We start from the raw sequence: 15,566 nt of genomic DNA on the forward strand, positions 1-15,566 counted from the left end.
CTATGTTAGCAAGCTTGTCACTTTAACCGGGGATCGACGTGTACGCCATCGCAAATTATCTGATCCATCTATTTTTGGCCGCCGTACTGCTCGCTGTGTTCTTCAAAGCCTACACCTGGTTCACCCCCTACGATGAAGTGATGCTGATCCGCCAGGGCAATCACGCCGCTGCGCTGTCGCTGGGCGGCGCCATGATCGGCTTCTCGCTGACCATCGGTTCAAGCCTGCTGCACACCTCTAACTACCAGGAGTTCTTTGCCTGGGCCGCTGGCGCGATGGTGGTGCAAGCCATCAGCTATGCTGTAGTAACGCGCTGCCTGAAAATGGCGCAAGACCAGATCGAAGCCAATAACAGCGCCTTTGGTGCACTGCTTGGCACCATTTCCATTTCCATCGGTGGTATCAACGCCGCCTGCATTTCCTGATTTTTCGAACGAGGTCCATCATGAGTATCGGCAGCTTTATCAAGAAGCAGTTTATCGATGTACTGCAATGGAATGAAGACACGGAAGGCGTGTTGTCCTGGCGTTATCCGATGCAGGACTTCGAAATCCAGAACGGCGGCGTGCTGATCGTGCGCGAGTCGCAGGTGGCCGTGTTCGTCAACGAAGGCCAGATCGCCGACGTGTTCGGTCCGGGCACGCACAAGCTCACCACGCAGACCCTGCCCGTGCTGACTAACCTGAAAAACTGGGACAAGCTGTTCGCCTCCCCGTTCAAGTCGGACGTGTATTTCTTCAGCACCCGCGTGCAGACCGGCCGCAAGTGGGGCACGCAGCAGCCGATCACGATCCGCGACAAAGACTTCGACATGATCCGCGTACGTGCCTTCGGCATGTATTCCTATCGCGTCGCTGATGCGCGCAAGTTCTTCACCGAATTGAGCGGCACGCGCGACACTTACACGCGCGACCAGGTGGAAGACCAGCTGCGCGGTATTCTGATGGCGTCGATGGCCAGCTCGCTGGGCGCATCACAGATCGCCTTCCTCGATATGGCGGCTAATCAGGCCCTGATGGCGCAGGAAGTCAAAGGCGGCCTGGCCGACGCCTTCGCCCGTTACGGTATCGGACTGGATGAATTCAATGTCGCCAGCGTGAGCCTGCCGGAGGAACTGCAGGCAGCGCTGGACGAGCGAATCTCCGCCGGCATGAAAGGCGGCCTGGGCGCCGACAAGATGGCCGGCTACACCAAGTTCCAGACTGCGCAGGCGATTCCGCTGGCAGCGCAGAACGAAGGCGGACTGGCTGGCCTCGGTGCAGGGCTGGGTACCGGCGTCGCGGTAGGCCAGGCAATCGGCCAGGCCATGGGCCAGACGATGGGACAGGCGGCTCCTGTGGCTGCAGCGCCGGCAGCGGCGGCAGCACCAGCGCAGGAATCGATCGAAGATCGTCTGTCCAAGCTGAAAGGCTTGCTGGACAAGGGCCTGATCTCCGCTGCCGATTACGACAGCACCAAGGCGGAACTGCTGAAGAAACTGATCGGATAATCCGCCCGCATGCAAATCGTTTCCTGCCCCAGCTGCGGCGCGGAGGTCAAGTTCCGCTCGGCCGCGTCGGTCATGGCCGTGTGCGAGTACTGCAATACGCGCGTGCTCAAAGAAGCAGACGCGGTGCGGGACCTGGGCAAAATCTCGTCCGTGCTGGAGGACTATTCGCCGATCCAGATCGGCACCAGCGGCGTGCTGGGCGGCCGCCCCTTCAACGTGGTGGGCCGCATCCAGCTGCGCTACGACGCGGGCATGTGGAACGAGTGGTACCTGATGTTCGACGATGCCACTACCGGCTGGCTGGGCGACGCGTCCGGCCAGTACATGATCACAACGTTGCGCCAGCCTGAAAGCGCATTGCCTGCCTTCGAATCGCTGCGCGCAGGACAGCAGTACAAGATCAACAACGAGCACTACACGGCGGCCGATGTGCGCACGGCCGATTGCATTGGCGGCCAGGGCGAGCTGCCTTTCAAAGCCGGCGACGGCTGGCAAGCCAGGGTGGCGGACTTCCGCCGCGGCTCCAGCTTTGTCACGCTGGATTATTCCGACGAAGGTCCGCCAGCGCTATACACCGGCGTGCCGGTCACGCTGGAATCGATGCAATGCCAGCTGCTGCGCGACGATGAGCAGATCAAACAGAGTGCGGGACGTTACCGCGGCAAGCTGGATAAGCTGGACTGCCCCTCCTGCGGCAGTCCTATCCAGTATCTGCCCGGCATGACCGCCAATCTGGTCTGCCATGCCTGCCACACGCAGATCGACGCATCCAGTCCGAAGGTGGAGGTGCTGGCAGCGGGCGAAAGCGTGGAGCGGCAACGCTTTACCCTCGATCTGGGCGCATCCGGAAAATTGGGCAATCAGGAATTCACCGTGATTGGCGCCATGCGCCGCGCAGACGACGAGGGCACGCAGTGGACCGAATATCTGCTGTATGGCCCCCGCGCCGGCTTTACCTGGCTGGTGGAGACGGACGAAGGTTGGTCACGCGCCAATGTGCTGGATGTTTGGCCAACCTGGGATGGCGGGAGCACCGCCACGCTGGACAAGGCCGAATTCGAGAAGCTCTACACCTACGGCTCGGTAGTGACCTACGCGGCGGGCGCCTTCAACTGGCGCGTGAAAGCGGGCGACCGCACCCGCGTGGCCGAATTCAAGCGCCAGCAGGTTTCGCTGGCGGCGGAGCTGACGGACGAGGAATTGACCTGGTCGCGCTCGACGCCGCTGGCTTTCGACCAGCTCAAGGCCTGGTTCGGCACCTCGGTGCACGGCTCGGCGCCGGTGTCCGGTCCCAAGCTGGCCGAGCAGGCCGGCCGCTACAAGCGCTCTGCCAAAAATTTCATCATTGTGATGCTGGTGCTGAATGCCATCCCGCTGCTGGCGAGCATGGACAATGGCGGCTTCGGTGCTCAGTTTGCGTACAGTATGCTCGGCGCGCTGGCGATCTACCTGCCCGCGATCTTCCTTGATTCGATCGACAAGCAATGAATAAATTCCTGGCCTACGCCCTATTCGTCACCCTGTTCAGCTCGGGAACCAGCTGGGTACGCATGTTCTCCGGCCCGTCCGCAACGGGCGGCGGCAGCAGCTGGTCGTCCAGTTCCGGCAGCTGGGGCGGTGGCGGCTACTACGGTGGCAGCGGCGGTGGTGGCGGAGGTGGACATAAGTGAGCGCTCACGTTCAACAACTTTATCAGCCAGCGGGCGTTCACCTGCTGGCGGATATGTCCGGCATCGCGGCGGAGCTACTGACCGATTGCTCGAAAATTGAGCAGCTACTGCGCGATGCAGCCACGGCGGCGGGTGCGCATGTGCTGCACAGCCATTTCCACGGCTTTGGCGAGGGCCAGGGCGTGACCGGTGTCGTGCTGCTGGCCGAGTCCCATATTTCAATCCACACCTGGCCGGAAACCGGCTTTGCGGCGGCCGACATCTTCATGTGCGGCAGGACCGATCCGCAACGGGCGCTGTCGCTGCTGCGCGAGGCCTTGCATCCTTCCGGCTGCGCGATCACGACAATCCGCCGCATTCCGCCGCGTTGACAGGCAGCCGGCCGAGTGCCACACTTGGCGAACTTTCAACCCACAGGAGACAAAACTATGCGTAAGCCGGATATTGCCCTCCTGTCGGCCGCCTGATCTCCGCGATCTTCCCCGATTAGCTTTCTCTGAGCTGGTGCTGAGCCGCGGCTGACCGCGCGCCGACTTTCCCTTTTCTTCGTTCGCTCGCCTTTGCGAGCGCCGTGATCTATTTTTTGGGAAAACCAACTCATCATGATCGACTTCGATTTCGAAGCATTGCGCCGTCTCGGCCTGAATAATCCGATCGTTTCGCGTCTCGCGACGCTGCCGCCTGCCGGGCCAACTTCTCGCCTGGTACGGCTCACCGAAATCCAGCGTGAATGGATGACTGTTCACGACGGTTGTTCCGAACTCGCCGCGCGCGCCCATCCATCGCTACATGCCGAATTGGCTGTCGGCGACTGGCTTATTGCTGAGACTAACTCTCTCGGCGAGCTGTGGATAATTCAACAGATGTCCCCAGCCAATCAAATCACCCGGCGTAATTCATCTGGCCAGCGTCAATTATTGGCCAGCAATATCGACACCGCCTTATTGCTTATGGGTCTTGACCATGATTTCAATTTGCGCCGCCTTGAGCGTTATATTGCAATCGTCAGTGCTGCGGATATTGCGCCACTCATCGTATTTACAAAATCCGATATCGCCGTGCCGCGTGATGTTTCCACTCGCTTGCCCGCTCACATTCCGGTTTTTCAAATTAATGGCGCCGATCCGGCCTCGGCTGCGCAATTAAGTCCCTGGCTCGCAGCAGGTCAGACGGTTTGCCTATTAGGCGCGTCCGGCGCCGGTAAGTCAACATTAACCAATACGCTGACCGGTGCAAATCAGGAAACCGGTAGCGTTCGGCATGGCGATAATCGCGGCCGCCACACGACGACAGCCCGTTCCATGTATTTTTGCCAAACCGGCGCCTGTATTATCGACACGCCAGGATTAAGAAGTTGGAGTCCGGACGCGGATGAATCGGCAATTGCCGCGACGTTCGACGATATTGAATTACTTTCCGCAAATTGCCAATTCCGAGATTGCCATCACGAATCCGAACCCGGCTGCGCGGTTCGTGGCGCAATTGATCAGGACCGCTTGCAGAATTACCAGAAACTCCTGCGCGAAGTCCGCCGCGCGCAACAGACGCCGCTGGACCGGATCGCCGATCGTACGAAGTGGAAGTCGCTCGGCAAAGCGGCGCTCGCTCGGGCACGAGAGAAGCGAAGTTAGTTATCGTTATGCTAGTTTGTGGCATGAATGCACCAAACATTAGCGTTCATGCCATGTCGTGCTACCATGTAAATCAACAACATAAGGAGCCAACATGAGCCTCTCCCGCATTGGCCAGATCGCACTCCCCGTTTCCGACGCCAACCGCGCCGAAGCCTTTTATGGCGAAGCGCTCGGCTTGAAAAAACTCTTCCGTTTTGGCGAATTGGTATTTTTCGACTGCGCTGGTGTACGGCTGATGCTGGAAGGTTCACCCAAAACCGTTTCACCTGGATCTGGTGCTTGCCATTACTTCATGGTGGAAAATATAGAAGCAGTCGCTGCCGATTTAAAATCCAAACAGGTTGCTTTTGAAGACGAGCCCCATCTTGTCGCAAAAATGCCTGACCACGATTTGTGGATGACTTTTTTCCGTGATCCTGACGGCCATTTGCTGGCCCTGATGGAAGAGAAGAAAAACTAAGGTTCGCGTATGGTGGCTTCGATATTATTGCCGTCGAGGTCAAGGATATAAGCGGAGTAAAAATTCGCCCAGCTGACGCGCGGCCCTGGCGGACCATTATCCTTGGCGCCGTGAGCCAAGGCGGCAGAATAAAATGCTTCAATCGCAGTGCGATCGGGTGCATTGAATGCTACATGAAATGGAGAGCGTCCAGCTTCGTGTTCCGATCGCCAATAGCTGGGTATTTCCGATCCAACCCAAAGGAATGGCTCACCGCTGGCAGGTGCATAAATTGCCCAATCTAAATCAGTTTCCAGACGATGGAAGCCCAACGGTGCGAGGCAGGCATCGTACAACGCAGCGCTGCGCACAAAATCTGTCACGACCAGGCCAAAATGGTTGATCATAGGACCTCCAATTAAAGGAACCGCCGGTATCCCAGCGTATCATTCCGCGAAACTCAATGGCGCACCGATAGTAATGCGAAGGTTGTTACTACTTTTGCTCGCTTCCATTCTGACAGCCGGCTTGGCGCACGCAGCGCCGGCCCCTGTGATTTTGGGGCTCGACCATATTCCGCTGGCGGTGCGCGATCTTGATCAGGCGGCCAGGGACTTCGTCCGCCTCGGCTTCACGGTCAAGCCAGGCCGGCCGCATGAGAATGGCATCCGCAACCTGCATCTGAAATTCCCCGATCGCACAGAAATTGAACTGATTACCGCGCCCGCTGCGCGTGACGAGTTGAGCGGCCAGTATGTCCACCACCTACGGGACAGCGACGGCCCGGCTTTTGTAGCCTTCTACGCACCGGATTTCGATGCGCTCGGCACGCGGCTCAAGGCGCTGAGCCTGCCGTTCCGCCGTGATTGGGCGACGGTCGCATTGGAGTCGCCCCAACACCTCTTCTTTTCATCGCGGCTCGCATCGCCGACCGATAGCCAGGCCTACTTCACGCATGCCAACGGCGCGTATGGATTGATAGGCGTCTGGCTCGCCGGCCCGGATGACGACCAGCCCCTGCTGGCCATGCTCGGCGCGGACCTGGCCGCAAACCAGCCGGTCAACACGCCGGAGCCGGGCACCGCGACGGTCGCGCGGCTCGCTGAAGGCGAGGTCGTCTTCCTGCCTGCCGCACGGCAGCTCGTACCGGGACGGCGCATCATCGGCGCGGTGCTGAAAACGCACGATCTGGCTGCGCTTCAGGCTGCGATGAAGGCGAGCGGGCTGCCGCCGCCAGAGCCGGTGACGACGCCACCCGGCCGCAGCATCTTCCTGCCGCCCTCCTCGGCACATGGACTCTGGCTGGAGTTCCGCGAAGTCAGGTAAACTTGCGGGACTCAAGAACAACAAGACATCACATCATGCGCCGCTACGCGCCATTTGCCCTGCTCCTCGCTCTCGCCGCTTGTGGCGAAGCCTACAATCCTCCGCCGCTGTATCAGGCCACGTCGGCCGACTGCGGCACGCTGCTGGACGGCGACACCTTCCCGCTCCCGCGCGGCATCACAGTTTCGGCAACCACGCCGACGGCTTCGCCGGACGGTGGCATCGACATCGGCCTGAACTACATGCTGCCGCGTTCCACGCAGCTGCAGTTCAAGACGGATGGTTTCCTGGCCACGCAGCCGAAAGGCGCCTTGATCGAAAAAGCGCAGGTGATCAGCGTCTATCAGCGGCCCACCAACCAGAAGCCGGAGATTGTGGAAATCGTCAATGGCGTGCCGCTGGCCCTGGTAGCGGTGGCAACCAGCGACGACACCCAGTTCCGCTATCGCCTGCGCCTGAAGGGCAAGCTGCCGCAGCGCTTCGACCTCGTCACGCCGGACGTGATGATCGGCCAGACCCGTTACGAGTCGCGCACCTTCACCTTCCGTTGGGTCGAAGAGAAGAAGTCGTATTCGATGTGCCGGTAGGCACGGCGAATCATCGACCGCCCCGCGTATGGCGGGTCATCGACGGAGGTGCGTAGGGCGGGTCATTGACCCGCCTTCGCGGCTCAGGTGCAGGGAATCGCCGCGCCGTGGATGGCGCGGGCGCCTTCGCTGGAGAGGAAGACGATCACGTCCGCCAACGCTTCCGGCGCCGTCCACTTGCTGCGGTCGGCGTTCGGCATGTCGGCGCGGTTCTGCGGCGTGTCGATCATCCCCGGCAGCACGCAGTTGACGTTGATACCCTTGCCGCGCAGTTCGGTGGACATCGATTCCGTCAGCCTGATCACCGCATCCTTGCTGATGACATAAGGCGCCATATTGGCCTGCCCCTGCCGCGCGGCTGCCGAGGCCACGCTGACGATCCTGCCGCCGCCCGCCTCCAGCATATGCGGCACCACCGCCCGCACCGCATTCAGCGTGCTGCGGAAGTTCACATCCAGCATCTGGTCCCATTCCTCGTCCGGCGCCGAGTGCGCGGGCGTGCCCATGCGGAAGGCGCCCGCGACATTCACCAGCACATCGATGCCGCCGAAGCATTGCCTGGCGGCCGCAGCGGCAGACGCCACCTGGGCCGCATCGCGCAGGTCGACTGCAACGTAGAGCATGCCATCCGCCTGCGGCCCAAACGCCTGCTCCAGCTGCGCGCGGTCGCGCCCCAAAGCGACGACGTTATCGCCGGCGGTGCGGAACGCAGCCACTACTGCGCGGCCGAGGACACCTGCCGCACCTGTGATCAGAACGGTCTTCATTGTGCGGACTCCTTCGCAAATCTGGCCACCGTGGCGCCGACCAGCGCGCGCACCTGTTTGCAGTCGAGCCTTGCCAGCGCCGGCAGATCGTGCGTCTTCGCGGCGTCTTTTGCAATCAGGTAGCCCAGATAGTATGCGCGGCGCGGCGGCAGCTTGTCCGTCTTGTCGCCCATGGAGAACAAATCTTCGTTCACCTTTTCGTTTGCACTGTCGAGCACCGTGTTCAATTGCGCCCAGGCGGCAGGCAACAGGGCGTTTGTCGCACTGGCCATCCCGGCCGGATAGTCCAGCAGAAGTTCCTTTTCATTCGCTTGCGGATTCATGACTGCCGACACGTACGTCGCCAAGCCCTCAATCCACATATGCGACCAGACGATATCTTCGGAGCAGGTGAAATGCTGCTGATGCAGAACATGGAACAGCTCATGATGGAAGAGCGGCGCCGCATCGCCTTTCGGGTCTAGCGCCGCGATCATGTCGGCGCCGAAGATCAGGTGCGTCTTGCCGTTCAGCTCGCGCGTGCCGCCATTCATTTCGCCCAGCGAGTGCACCAGTTCGGTCGGCACAGTCAGGCGGAAGTCGGGAAAGACCGCGTTAAAGGTTTGCAGATGCTGCTGCATGGCAGCGGAGAAGCGCTGCGCCTGATCCAGATAGGCAGCGCGAATCGTAGGAAAGCGCTTGATGGCGCGGCTGATGCGCGCATCCTGCTGGGCCGGTTCGCCGCGGCCATAGAACTCGGGATACTGCGCCATCAATGCCTGCTTCATGGCTGCCACACGCTGCGGCTCGGACAGCTGCTGGGTCGCGTCCCAGGTCGCGGTGAAGGTCGCGGTCAGATCACGGAATTCCGCTGCGGCGACCGTGCCGCTGAACAGCAGGCCAAGTGCAGCCAGAAGAATGCGACGCATAGACCCCTCATTGCAAAAAGGGAAATGCTAACACAATAAAAAAAGGCAGCCGTAGCTGCCTTTTTGTGATGCGCAAACCGGATTAGTGCTTGGTCTGACGCAGTTTGGCGATAGCTGCCAGCTGGCCGATGGCCGCTGCCAGTTCCGCCTGTGCTTTCGCGTAGTCGATACCGGTCTTGTTGTTGGCCAGGTTTTCTTCCGCCAGTTTCTTGGCGGCGGTTGCCTTGGCTTCGTCCAGATCGTGGCCGCGGATTGCGGTGTCGGCCAGGACCGTCACGGAGTTCGGCTGCACTTCCAGCAGGCCGCCGGCGACGAAGACGAACTCTTCTTCAGCCTGGCCAGGAACCTGGATGCGCACCGCGCCCGGACGGATACGGGTGATCAGCGGGGTGTGCTTCGGGTAGATACCCAGCTCGCCCTGCTCGCCCGGCAACGCCACGAAAGTCGCTTCGCCCGAGAAGATCTGCTCTTCGGCCGAAACCACATCAACGTGAATAGTGTTTGCCATGTTTATCCTCGGTGATAGCGGCCTCGATCAGGAGGCCGCTACGTCAATCGATCAGCCCAGTTTCTTGGCTTTTTCGATGGCTTCTTCGATGGTACCAACCATGTAGAAGGCCTGCTCTGGCAGGTGGTCCAGTTCGCCGGAAGAGATCATCTTGAAGCCCTTGATGGTGTCTTTCAGCGAAACGTACTTGCCTGGGGAGCCGGTGAACACTTCAGCAACGTGGAACGGCTGGGACAGGAAACGCTGCATCTTACGAGCACGCGCCACCAGCAGCTTGTCTTCCGGAGCCAGTTCGTCCATACCCAGAATTGCGATGATGTCACGCAGTTCTTTGTAGCGCTGCAGGGTGCCCTGCACGGCGCGCGCGGTGTCGTAGTGCTCTTGGCCAACGACCAGCGGGTCCAGCTGACGGGAGGTCGAATCCAGTGGGTCCACTGCAGGGTAGATACCCAGAGCAGCGATGTCACGGGACAGAACCACGGTCGAATCCAGGTGACCGAAGGTGGTCGCTGGCGACGGGTCGGTCAAGTCATCCGCTGGAACGTACACGGCCTGGATCGAGGTGATCGAACCGGTCTTGGTGGAGGTAATACGCTCTTGCAGACGGCCCATTTCTTCAGCCAGAGTCGGCTGATAGCCCACTGCGGAAGGCATACGGCCCAGCAGTGCGGACACTTCGGTACCGGCCAGGGTGAAGCGGTAGATGTTATCCACGAAGAACAGAACGTCACGGCCTTCGTCACGGAAGGACTCGGCGATGGTCAGACCGGTCAGCGCCACGCGCAGACGGTTGCCAGGTGGTTCGTTCATCTGACCGTAAACCATGGCCACTTTGGAGTTGGCCGGGTTTTCCAGGTCAACCACTTTGGCGTCAGCCATTTCGTGGTAGAAGTCGTTACCTTCACGGGTACGCTCACCAACACCGGCGAACACGGACAGACCCGAGTGCGCTTTAGCGATGTTGTTGATCAGTTCCATCATGTTCACGGTCTTGCCCACACCTGCACCGCCGAACAGACCAACCTTACCGCCTTTTGCGAACGGGCACACCAGGTCAATAACCTTGATGCCGGTTTCCAGCAGATCCTGGGAAGGGGACAGTTCGTCGTAAGCCGGAGCTACGCGGTGGATGGAAGCGATCTGGTCATGCGCCACAGGGCCGCATTCGTCGATCGGGTTGCCCAGCACGTCCATAATACGGCCCAGGGTAGCTTTACCCACTGGAACCATGATTGGTTTGCCGGTGTTCTGGATGGTCATGCCGCGACGCAGACCGTCGGAGGAGCCCAGAGCAATGGTACGGACCACGCCGTCACCCAACTGCTGTTGCACTTCCAGGGTCAGCTCGGAGCCTTCCATTTTCAGCGCGTCAAAAACCTTAGGCATCGCGTTGCGTGGGAACTCAACGTCCACCACAGCGCCGATACACTGAACGATTTTGCCATCAGCCATGTTCGTTCCTTCAAATATAGTTAAATTCGTTTAAACCGCTGCCGCACCGGCCACGATTTCGGACAGTTCTTTGGTAATTGCCGCCTGGCGGGTCTTGTTGTAGACCAGCTTCAGTTCACCGATCACGTTACCGGCGTTGTCGCTGGCGGCCTTCATGGCCACCATGCGCGCCGACTGTTCGGATGCCAGGTTTTCCGCTACCGACTGGTACACCAGCGCTTCAATGTAGCGCTCCAGCAGTTCGTCAATCACGGTCGCCGCGTCTGGTTCGTAGATGTAGTCCCAGTTGTGGCTGTTCGCATCGGCCTTCATCTTGTCTGCGGCCAGCGGCAGCAGCTGTTCGACGACAGGCTCTTGCTTCATCGTGTTGATGAACTTGGTGTAGCACAGGTAGACGGCGTCCAGTTTGCCTTCCTGGAATTTCTCCAGCATCACCTGTACCGGGCCGATCAGCTTTTCCAGGTGCGGCGTATCGCCGATCTGGGTAGCTTGAGCGACAACAGGTACACCGACGCGGTTCAGGAAGCCCAAACCTTTATTACCAATCGCTACTGCTTCAATCTTGTTCCCTGCAGCTTCCAGCTCGCGGGTTTTATTCGTCACCATACGCAGAACGTTGGTGTTCAGGCCGCCGCACAGACCCTTGTCGGTCGTGACAACGATAAAACCTACAGCCTTGGCGTCCGTCTTGGCTTCCGCCAGGAAGGAATGCGTGTACTCGGGGTTGGCATTTGCCAGGTTCGCAGCGATATTACGAATCTTGTCACTGTAGGGACGGGCGGCACGCATGCGGTCCTGCGCCTTGCGCATTTTCGATGCGGCGACCATTTCCATCGCCTTGGTGATCTTCTTCGTATTCTCTACGCTCTTGATCTTGCCACGTATCTCTTTGCCTACTGCCATGAGTCCTTACTCCTTTGCGCTTGATGGCGGCCCCTTGCGAGGCCGCCGTGCATCTTAGAATGCGCCGGATTTCTTGAAATCAGCAATGGCGGCCGACAGCGCTGCTTCGGCGTCTTTGTCCAGTTGCTTGGTTTCTTCGATCTTGGCCAGCAGGGCAGCTTGCTTGGTCTTCAGGTACGAGTGCAGACCGGCTTCGAAAGCCAGCACTTGCTTGACAGCGATATCGTCCAGGAAGCCCTTGTTCACTGCGAACAGGGAGGCGCCCATCAGGGAGATCGACAGCGGCGAGTATTGCGCCTGCTTCAGCAGTTCGGTCACGCGGGCACCGCGGTCCAGCTGCTTACGGGTCGATTCGTCCAGATCGGAAGCGAACTGCGCGAACGCAGCCAGTTCACGGTACTGTGCCAAGTCGGTACGGATACCGCCGGACAGGCCCTTGATGACCTTGGTCTGAGCAGCACCACCCACGCGCGACACCGAGATACCGGCGTTAATCGCAGGACGGATACCGGCGTTGAACAGCGAGGTTTCCAGGAAGATCTGACCGTCGGTAATCGAAATCACGTTGGTCGGAACGAAGGCGGAAACGTCACCAGCCTGGGTTTCGATAATCGGCAGTGCGGTCAGGGAACCGGTCTTGCCTTTCACGGCGCCGTTGGTGAACTTCTCGACGTAGTCGGCGTTCACGCGGGCTGCGCGTTCCAGCAGACGGCTGTGCAGGTAGAACACGTCGCCTGGGTATGCTTCGCGGCCTGGTGGACGGCGCAGCAGCAGGGAGATCTGACGGTAGGCAACAGCTTGCTTGGACAGGTCGTCGTACACGATCAGGGCGTCTTCACCGCGGTCGCGGAAGTATTCGCCCATGGTGCAACCGGAGTAAGCCGAGATGTACTGCATCGCAGCCGATTCCGAAGCGGAAGCGGCAACAACGATGGTGTACTCCATCGCGCCGTGCTGTTCCAGGGAACGCACGATGTTCTTGATGGTCGATGCTTTCTGGCCGATTGCAACGTAGATGCAGGTCATGCCCTGGCCTTTTTGGTTGATGATCGCATCAACCGCTACGGCGGACTTACCAGTTTGACGGTCGCCAATGATCAGCTCACGCTGGCCACGGCCAATTGGAACCATCGCGTCGATCGACTTCAGGCCGGTCTGCATAGGCTGGCCGACGGACTCACGGGCGATAACGCCTGGAGCGATCTTTTCGATTGGGGAGGTCATGGTGGTAGCCACAGGACCTTTGCCGTCGATCGGCTGGCCCAGGGCGTTGACCACGCGGCCTTTCAGTTCCGGACCAACCGGCACTTCCAGGATGCGGCCCGTGCACTTCACGGTGTCGCCTTCGGAGATGTGCTCGTAAGCACCCAGAATCACGGCGCCGACGGAGTCACGCTCCAGGTTCATTGCCAGACCAAAGGTGTTGCCCGGGAATTCCAGCATCTCGCCTTGCATCACTTCGGACAGACCGTGGATGCGGCAGATACCGTCGGCAACGGAAATTACGGTGCCTTGATTGCGCACTTCAGCGCCGCCATCAATGCCTTGAATCCGGCTCTTGATCAGCTCGCTGATTTCAGATGGGTTGAGTTGCATACTAACTCCTAAATGTTTTCTCTCTCAGCTTGCGCGAGGGTAAAGGGTCTCTGCCGAAGCGGGGCTCAAGCAACCAGCGCATTGCGCAGGTCTTGCAGCTTGGCGCGCACCGAAGTGTCGAGCACTTCGTCGCCGACCACCACGCGGACGCCGCCAATCAGGCTTGGGTCCACGGTAACGGCCGGCTTGAGCTTGCGGCTGAATTTCTTTTCCAGCGTCGTGACGAGCGCTGCCACCTGGGCGTCGCTCATGTCGAATGCGCTCGTGATTTCGGCATCTGCCGCACCTTCCGCTGCATTCTTCAGCAGCTGGAATTGGGCGCCGATTTCAGGCAGCAGTTCGATGCGGCCGTTATCGATCAGCATCGAGAGGAAGTTGTTCGCTTCCGCGTTGAGCGGCGATTTCAGCAGGGACTGGATGGTGGCGGTGATGTCGGCAGCCGAAACTTTCGGGTTGCGGACATACGCCAGCACCTCCGAATGCGAACCGATCTGGGCCATTTCGGACACCAGATCGGACCACTGCGCGAGGTTACCAGCCTTGGCTACGCGGAAGAGGGCTTCCGCGTAAGGACGGGCGACGGTTGCGAGTTCTGCCATGATCAGAGCTCGGTTGCCAGGCGGGCCAGCAGGTCAGCGTGAGCCGACGCGTTGACTTCGCGCTTCAGGATTTGCTCGGCGCCCTTCACAGCCAGATCAGCCACTTGACCACGCAGTGCTTCGCGGGCCTGGGTTGCTTGCTGGTCGGCTTCTGCTTTCGCTTGCGCAATGATGCGGTTGGCTTCAGCTTGTGCGTTGGCTTTGATTTCTTCAGCAACCAGCTGAGCGCGCTTTTCGGCGTCCGCGACGCGCTGGGCAGCTTCGTCGCGGGCAGCGGCCAGAGCGGTGGAAGCACGCTCTTCAGCTTGCTTTACCAGCACTTGGCCCTGGTCGGCGGCAGCCAGACCGTCTGCAATACGCTTGGCACGCTCATCCAGCGCATTATTCAGCGCCGGGAATACGAACTTCATCGAGAACCAGACGAGCACCGCGAAGGTGATCATCTGACCGATGAGAGACATATTGATGTTCATACCTTGCTCCTAAAAGTTTTCTCCGAAAAGAGGAGAAAGATTACTGAGCAGCAGCGGTAGCCAGGGCGGTCAGGAACGGGTTGTTGAAGGTGAACAGCAGAGCAACACCAACGCCGATCATGGAGATCGCGTCCAGCAGACCAGCGATAACGAACAGTTTGGTTTGCAGCTGAGGCATCAGTTCAGGCTGGCGTGCGGAAGCTTCCAGGAATTTGCCGCCCAGGATAGCGAAGCCGAGTGCGGTGCCGATGGCGCCCAGGCCAACGATGATGGCAACTGCCAGAACGGTCATGCTTTGTACTTGTGCGATCAGAGCTTGCATTAGATTTCTCCTAATTTAAAAAAACGAAAATACCAAAAAACTAAATACCAATAAACCAAAAATAAGTTGCTGATTAATGCTTCTCAACCGCAAGGGCCAGATACACAACCGTCAACGCCATAAACACAAACGCTTGCAGGGTAACAATCAGAATGTGGAAGATTGCCCATGGACCGCCCAGCAGCCACTGTGCCCACCATGGCAGCAGCGCGATCAGAATGAAGATCAGTTCGCCGGCGTACATATTGCCGAACAGTCGCAGCGACAGGGAGATTGGCTTGGCGAACAGTTCCAGCATCTGGAAGATGAAGTTCACAGGCGCCAGGAAGATGGCGGCCACACCGTGCGCGTGGAACGGCGCGGTGAACAGTTCTTTACCCCAGCCGCCAATGCCCTTGGCCTTGATCGAGAAGCCGATGATGCACAGCAGGACGCCGATCGACATGCCGAAGGTGTGGTTCACGTCAGCGGTAGGAACAACGCGAAGCTTGTGCACGCCGAAGAAGGTCAGGAACTTCGGCAGCAGGTCGACTGGCAGGAAGTCCATTGCATTCATCAGCCAGACCCAGACGAAGATGGTGATGGCCAACGGGGCGATCACTTTCGACTTGGCGTGGAAGGCGGAATTAACGGTGTCGTTCACCAGTTCCATGATCCATTCGACGAAGTTCTGCAGCTTGCCAGGAACGCCAGCGGTGGCGCGCTTGGAAGCCATGTAGAAAATGCCGAGGAAAACCAGGCCCAGGATCGCGGAGATCCAGAACGTATCCAGGTTGAACGTGCCGGCGGCGACGCTGGAATCGGTCAGGCTATTGTGGGAAAGGTGGTGCTGAATATACTCTGTGGCGTTAGCCGGGCCCTCATGGCCCACAGTGTGTTCAGTGGTCATAATT

General features: G+C 59.4%; 20 protein-coding genes. 9 read left to right on the top strand and 11 right to left on the bottom strand.

Features of this window, described 5'->3' with window-relative positions; genetic code table 11:
• Positions 1-38 precede the first annotated feature (38 nt).
• The 7 genes from AB4Z19_RS23030 to AB4Z19_RS23060 all read left to right on the top strand — a co-directional run bounded on the left by AB4Z19_RS23030 (position 39) and on the right by AB4Z19_RS23060 (position 5,253).
• Positions 39-425, top strand: a complete 387-nt coding sequence (locus AB4Z19_RS23030; RefSeq protein WP_442023532.1) for a DUF350 domain-containing protein — start codon at positions 39-41, stop codon at positions 423-425.
• A 20-nt stretch (positions 426-445) separates the two neighbouring features.
• The gene (locus AB4Z19_RS23035; RefSeq protein WP_442036116.1) at positions 446-1,489 is read left to right on the top strand and encodes an SPFH domain-containing protein; all 1,044 of its coding nucleotides are present in this window, start codon (positions 446-448) and stop codon (positions 1,487-1,489) included.
• 9 nt (positions 1,490-1,498) lie between these two features.
• Positions 1,499-2,977 (top strand): DUF4178 domain-containing protein, encoded by a 1,479-nt coding sequence (locus AB4Z19_RS23040; protein WP_442036118.1) that lies wholly within the window; start codon positions 1,499-1,501, stop codon positions 2,975-2,977.
• Positions 2,974-3,159 (top strand): hypothetical protein, encoded by a 186-nt coding sequence (locus tag AB4Z19_RS23045; protein WP_442025799.1) that lies wholly within the window; start codon positions 2,974-2,976, stop codon positions 3,157-3,159. The genes AB4Z19_RS23040 and AB4Z19_RS23045 overlap by 4 nt, the downstream gene beginning before the upstream one ends.
• Positions 3,156-3,530, top strand: a complete 375-nt coding sequence (gene speD / locus AB4Z19_RS23050) for an adenosylmethionine decarboxylase (protein WP_442025798.1) — start codon at positions 3,156-3,158, stop codon at positions 3,528-3,530. Before AB4Z19_RS23045 ends, speD begins: the two co-directional genes overlap by 4 nt.
• A 231-nt stretch (positions 3,531-3,761) precedes the next feature.
• On the top strand, positions 3,762-4,790 hold the full coding sequence (rsgA, locus tag AB4Z19_RS23055; RefSeq protein WP_442025797.1) for a ribosome small subunit-dependent GTPase A: 1,029 nt from the start codon (positions 3,762-3,764) through the stop codon (positions 4,788-4,790).
• Positions 4,791-4,884: 94 nt separating this feature from the next.
• Positions 4,885-5,253 (top strand): VOC family protein, encoded by a 369-nt coding sequence (locus tag AB4Z19_RS23060; protein ID WP_442025796.1) that lies wholly within the window; start codon positions 4,885-4,887, stop codon positions 5,251-5,253.
• Here the strand turns inward: AB4Z19_RS23060 and AB4Z19_RS23065 are convergent.
• Positions 5,250-5,639, bottom strand: coding sequence for a VOC family protein (locus AB4Z19_RS23065; protein ID WP_442025795.1), 390 nt, complete (start codon positions 5,637-5,639; stop codon positions 5,250-5,252). The genes AB4Z19_RS23060 and AB4Z19_RS23065 overlap by 4 nt on opposite strands.
• 121 nt (positions 5,640-5,760) lie before the next feature.
• On the opposite strand from AB4Z19_RS23065, the gene AB4Z19_RS23070 reads away from it, so the two are divergent.
• Together AB4Z19_RS23070 and AB4Z19_RS23075 are read left to right on the top strand one after the other, a co-directional pair.
• Entirely contained in the window at positions 5,761-6,558 is a 798-nt protein-coding gene (locus AB4Z19_RS23070; protein WP_442036120.1) for a VOC family protein, read from the top strand.
• 35 nt (positions 6,559-6,593) lie between these two features.
• On the top strand, positions 6,594-7,145 hold the full coding sequence (locus tag AB4Z19_RS23075; RefSeq protein WP_442025793.1) for a hypothetical protein: 552 nt from the start codon (positions 6,594-6,596) through the stop codon (positions 7,143-7,145).
• 83 nt (positions 7,146-7,228) lie between these two features.
• Here the strand turns inward: AB4Z19_RS23075 and AB4Z19_RS23080 are convergent, their stop codons facing one another.
• From AB4Z19_RS23080 to atpB, 10 genes are all read right to left on the bottom strand, one after another.
• Positions 7,229-7,912, bottom strand: a complete 684-nt coding sequence (locus AB4Z19_RS23080; protein ID WP_442036122.1) for an SDR family NAD(P)-dependent oxidoreductase — start codon at positions 7,910-7,912, stop codon at positions 7,229-7,231.
• Positions 7,909-8,820 (bottom strand): hypothetical protein, encoded by a 912-nt coding sequence (locus AB4Z19_RS23085; RefSeq protein WP_442025791.1) that lies wholly within the window; start codon positions 8,818-8,820, stop codon positions 7,909-7,911. The genes AB4Z19_RS23080 and AB4Z19_RS23085 overlap by 4 nt, the downstream gene beginning before the upstream one ends.
• A gap of 82 nt (positions 8,821-8,902) precedes the next feature.
• Positions 8,903-9,328 (bottom strand): F0F1 ATP synthase subunit epsilon, encoded by a 426-nt coding sequence (locus AB4Z19_RS23090; protein WP_442025790.1) that lies wholly within the window; start codon positions 9,326-9,328, stop codon positions 8,903-8,905.
• A gap of 51 nt (positions 9,329-9,379) precedes the next feature.
• Positions 9,380-10,780, bottom strand: a complete 1,401-nt coding sequence (gene atpD / locus AB4Z19_RS23095) for a F0F1 ATP synthase subunit beta (RefSeq protein ID WP_442036124.1) — start codon at positions 10,778-10,780, stop codon at positions 9,380-9,382.
• Between the two features lie 30 nt (positions 10,781-10,810).
• Entirely contained in the window at positions 10,811-11,683 is an 873-nt protein-coding gene (gene atpG / locus AB4Z19_RS23100) for a F0F1 ATP synthase subunit gamma (RefSeq protein WP_442036126.1), read from the bottom strand.
• 54 nt (positions 11,684-11,737) lie between these two features.
• Positions 11,738-13,279: a F0F1 ATP synthase subunit alpha gene (gene atpA, locus AB4Z19_RS23105; RefSeq protein ID WP_442023165.1), complete on the bottom strand. Its 1,542-nt coding sequence runs from the start codon at positions 13,277-13,279 to the stop codon at positions 11,738-11,740.
• Between the two features lie 65 nt (positions 13,280-13,344).
• Positions 13,345-13,878, bottom strand: a complete 534-nt coding sequence (locus tag AB4Z19_RS23110) for a F0F1 ATP synthase subunit delta (protein ID WP_442023163.1) — start codon at positions 13,876-13,878, stop codon at positions 13,345-13,347.
• A 2-nt stretch (positions 13,879-13,880) separates the two neighbouring features.
• A complete protein-coding gene (locus AB4Z19_RS23115; protein WP_442023161.1) occupies positions 13,881-14,351 on the bottom strand; it encodes a F0F1 ATP synthase subunit B in 471 nt (156 codons plus the stop codon).
• A 40-nt stretch (positions 14,352-14,391) separates the two neighbouring features.
• Positions 14,392-14,673, bottom strand: coding sequence for a F0F1 ATP synthase subunit C (atpE, locus tag AB4Z19_RS23120; protein WP_395404002.1), 282 nt, complete (start codon positions 14,671-14,673; stop codon positions 14,392-14,394).
• Positions 14,674-14,746: 73 nt separating this feature from the next.
• Positions 14,747-15,562, bottom strand: coding sequence for a F0F1 ATP synthase subunit A (gene atpB, locus AB4Z19_RS23125; RefSeq protein ID WP_442023159.1), 816 nt, complete (start codon positions 15,560-15,562; stop codon positions 14,747-14,749).
• Positions 15,563-15,566: the final 4 nt, after the last annotated feature.

This window comes from Pseudoduganella sp. RAF19 (assembly GCF_052114165.1).
In the GTDB taxonomy this organism is placed as follows: domain Bacteria; phylum Pseudomonadota; class Gammaproteobacteria; order Burkholderiales; family Burkholderiaceae_D; genus Rugamonas.

What these genes read in the sequence shown, in the direction of transcription:
- atpB (WP_442023159.1), bottom strand. Translation starts at nt 15,562, where the DNA reads ATGACCACTGAACACACTGTGGGCCATGAGGGCCCGGCTAACGCCACA.
- AB4Z19_RS23040 (WP_442036118.1), top strand. Translation starts at nt 1,499, where the DNA reads ATGCAAATCGTTTCCTGCCCCAGCTGCGGCGCGGAGGTCAAGTTCCGC.
- AB4Z19_RS23075 (WP_442025793.1), top strand. Translation starts at nt 6,594, where the DNA reads ATGCGCCGCTACGCGCCATTTGCCCTGCTCCTCGCTCTCGCCGCTTGT.
- AB4Z19_RS23060 (WP_442025796.1), top strand. Translation starts at nt 4,885, where the DNA reads ATGAGCCTCTCCCGCATTGGCCAGATCGCACTCCCCGTTTCCGACGCC.
- AB4Z19_RS23035 (WP_442036116.1), top strand. Translation starts at nt 446, where the DNA reads ATGAGTATCGGCAGCTTTATCAAGAAGCAGTTTATCGATGTACTGCAA.
- atpE (WP_395404002.1), bottom strand. Translation starts at nt 14,673, where the DNA reads ATGCAAGCTCTGATCGCACAAGTACAAAGCATGACCGTTCTGGCAGTT.
- atpG (WP_442036126.1), bottom strand. Translation starts at nt 11,683, where the DNA reads ATGGCAGTAGGCAAAGAGATACGTGGCAAGATCAAGAGCGTAGAGAAT.
- atpD (WP_442036124.1), bottom strand. Translation starts at nt 10,780, where the DNA reads ATGGCTGATGGCAAAATCGTTCAGTGTATCGGCGCTGTGGTGGACGTT.
- AB4Z19_RS23085 (WP_442025791.1), bottom strand. Translation starts at nt 8,820, where the DNA reads ATGCGTCGCATTCTTCTGGCTGCACTTGGCCTGCTGTTCAGCGGCACG.
- atpA (WP_442023165.1), bottom strand. Translation starts at nt 13,279, where the DNA reads ATGCAACTCAACCCATCTGAAATCAGCGAGCTGATCAAGAGCCGGATT.
- AB4Z19_RS23090 (WP_442025790.1), bottom strand. Translation starts at nt 9,328, where the DNA reads ATGGCAAACACTATTCACGTTGATGTGGTTTCGGCCGAAGAGCAGATC.
- rsgA (WP_442025797.1), top strand. Translation starts at nt 3,762, where the DNA reads ATGATCGACTTCGATTTCGAAGCATTGCGCCGTCTCGGCCTGAATAAT.
- AB4Z19_RS23045 (WP_442025799.1), top strand. Translation starts at nt 2,974, where the DNA reads ATGAATAAATTCCTGGCCTACGCCCTATTCGTCACCCTGTTCAGCTCG.
- AB4Z19_RS23110 (WP_442023163.1), bottom strand. Translation starts at nt 13,878, where the DNA reads ATGGCAGAACTCGCAACCGTCGCCCGTCCTTACGCGGAAGCCCTCTTC.
- AB4Z19_RS23080 (WP_442036122.1), bottom strand. Translation starts at nt 7,912, where the DNA reads ATGAAGACCGTTCTGATCACAGGTGCGGCAGGTGTCCTCGGCCGCGCA.
- AB4Z19_RS23065 (WP_442025795.1), bottom strand. Translation starts at nt 5,639, where the DNA reads ATGATCAACCATTTTGGCCTGGTCGTGACAGATTTTGTGCGCAGCGCT.
- AB4Z19_RS23115 (WP_442023161.1), bottom strand. Translation starts at nt 14,351, where the DNA reads ATGAACATCAATATGTCTCTCATCGGTCAGATGATCACCTTCGCGGTG.